Below are 2,458 nucleotides of genomic sequence, written 5' to 3'. Positions count from 1 at the left end.
GATCCGGCGCCTGTAGATATGACCCCTTGGGCAAAAGCGAAAGAAGCATCTCTTGCTATTATTTGCTCAATAGTTGTGATATATCTGTTTTTGACTTGGGTTGCTGGATAAGACGAATGATTTTGTGATGGAATTGACTAGCGGCGCCGAGAAATCTGGACTGCCTGTCGGCACACTGCGTATTATGTGGCCTAACGGGTTACTGAAGATAGTCGAGATACGGCGTCTGTAAATCGAGTGTCCTGTTTAACAACTCTTCTGCCGGCTGAACCTGATCTACCACAGGGTCTAACAGCAGTGTCTGCAGAACCCCATCTTTCGATCTTGTGAGGATTGCTTCGGTTAGCTGGTCGTGGAGGGCGACCTGATTCTGGAGCAGACCTGCGAATGCCCTCGGGTAAGAATCGAGTCGGATGCCGTTAATGCCGTTCCGGCTTATCATCGCCGGTACTTCAACAATCTGATTCCTCGGCAAGATCTCTATGAAGTCATCGTTGGGGATATTCACCGCCAGTTCTTCATGTCCTGAATCGGCAACAATCCCCGCGATGATATGAACCACGCGCCAGAATTCTTCTTCTTCTGTCCCCCGTTGCAGGCGTTCAGCAGGTAATTCCTTACTCGAAAACATTAGTTTTTTGTACCGGTTGTAAAACTCTTTAATGCCGTCATGATCGGCCACATCCCACGCCCAGCCGATGTATTCTCCAAAATGGCTGTCAGTGGTTACCGGCAACACTCCGTACCTGCGCACAATTTCCAGGAACAGTGACCTTTCTCCCATAACGCCCATGGACGCCGGCGCTGTGGCAAAGTAGTCAGGAGCCTTTTCAAGGATCTCTGGATAGGCGTCCTTCCCTGACTCACGGTACTGTGCCTTCACGAGAATGCTGAGATGGTTCAGCCCCCCGGCCTGGACGGACAAGTCAGAAAACGGTACACCTAACAGTTTGGGCAAGTGTTCTACTAAAGAGGCCACTTCGTGGCACAGCCCGATAAACTTCAGCCCCGGATAACGGGCATGTACCGCGTGACAGATCTTGGTCATCGGATTGCTGAAGTTGAATACAAAAGCTTCCGGGCAGAGGGTCTCGATATCATCACAGATCTCTAGAATGGGCGGTATTATACGCAGTGCATGAAAGATTCCACCGGGCCCGCCGTTCTCGCCATAAACCTGCTTGAAGCCATATTCCAGCGGGATATTCCAGTCATGCTCCCAAAGGGCAAACCGATCCCCCACTTCTATGGAGATGATTACGAAGTCCGCGCCCCGCAGAGCCTCCTCTCTCGATAGGGTAGCTTGTACCTCATAGGGGAGACTTTTTTCTTGAACATACTGCTGCGAGATTTCCGCCACACGACTCAACGCTCCGGCATCTATATCGTGAAGAACGATAGTGCTCCCTTCCAAGACCTTATTCTTGAGGATATCACCAATGGTGCCGAGACCAAAGGTTGCACTTCCTGCGCCAATCAATACGATTCGATGATTCATTTGATCCTCTTTCACTGCCTGAGTGCAATATTAATGCGGTCGATAAGTTACACTTTAGTTCGTTTTTTGCGAAAAAAAATGGCAAACAGAAAGTATCAATTCAAAAGCTTTCGCTATTTGCAGGGAGTGGAATCAAATTCTGTTGAAGATGAGCTCATCCACCAGCCCCTTACAGAGGAGCGTGAACAGATCCACAAACATCTGGCCCCCCGTCTTACCTCGTATCCTCGGAACACGAACTTCCTCAAGCGGGGGACGTCTTCAGCACGGGAGAATTTTGCGTGTTCGGCCGCAATGCCGCCACAAGACCGAGTTTAGGGAAGTTTTGCACGACCAGGTAGCGCAATCTTGCCCATCGTTGCTTGACCGGCCACTCATTCATAGGTGACGATTTTACGTTCGACAAGTTTACAGTCTGCTACTCAGCAAGTGTCTTATGGTGTAAGGAGTCTTGCATGTGTTAGTCGTCAATCATCTTGGGCGCTCATGGTCGCCTGCCCGAAAGACATGGTGAAGTAGGTCAGTAAGGGCGCAAAAACCAAGAAGAAATCGCTCAATCTTGATCCTAATCGATGCTTGATCTGTGGACGTTTTCCTCTATAAGTATCTGAAATACAACAGAATATAAATTATATCGCAACAAGTTAACTTACATCTTGACATCAAAAAAAAAGTGTTGTATACTTGCGAGTTCGCAGTTGTAAATTTCTATCGTGATTGTTAGATAGTTGTAAACTGAGCATGAATTCAAGGAGAATAAAATGGTAGCAAAACTCGGCAAATGTGTAGCTATTCTACTAGTTAGCTTTTTTTTCATCAGCGAAGCGTCTGCCCAGGCGACGGTGTCTGGCCGTGTGACAGATGCGGCAACGGGAGATCCACTGGCCGGTGCAAATGTCGTGGTTGAAGGAACCGCCCTCGGAGATGCAGCAGATGCCTCTGGATCGTATTCCATATCTA

The 2,458-nt window shown here is 48.5% G+C and carries 3 protein-coding genes; 1 reads left to right on the top strand and 2 read right to left on the bottom strand.

Going from position 1 to position 2,458, the window contains the following annotated elements; all coding sequences use genetic code 11:
* Positions 1-199: 199 nt before the first annotated feature.
* Both QF669_08460 and QF669_08455 read right to left on the bottom strand, forming a co-directional pair.
* On the bottom strand, positions 200-1,498 hold the full coding sequence (locus QF669_08460; GenBank protein MDP6457464.1) for a hypothetical protein: 1,299 nt from the start codon (positions 1,496-1,498) through the stop codon (positions 200-202).
* Between the two features lie 244 nt (positions 1,499-1,742).
* On the bottom strand, positions 1,743-1,904 hold the full coding sequence (locus QF669_08455) for a hypothetical protein (protein ID MDP6457463.1): 162 nt from the start codon (positions 1,902-1,904) through the stop codon (positions 1,743-1,745).
* A gap of 355 nt (positions 1,905-2,259) precedes the next feature.
* On the opposite strand from QF669_08455, the gene QF669_08450 reads away from it, so the two are divergent.
* Positions 2,260-2,458 (top strand): carboxypeptidase-like regulatory domain-containing protein (locus QF669_08450; GenBank protein ID MDP6457462.1); only part of this gene is annotated, 199 nt, incomplete at its 3' end.

The organism is Candidatus Neomarinimicrobiota bacterium (genome assembly GCA_030743815.1).
Lineage (GTDB): Bacteria > Fidelibacterota > Marinisomatia > Marinisomatales > S15-B10 > UBA2146.
Note: the sequence above shows the minus strand (reverse complement) of the source record. Positions and strands in the feature narration are given on the sequence as shown.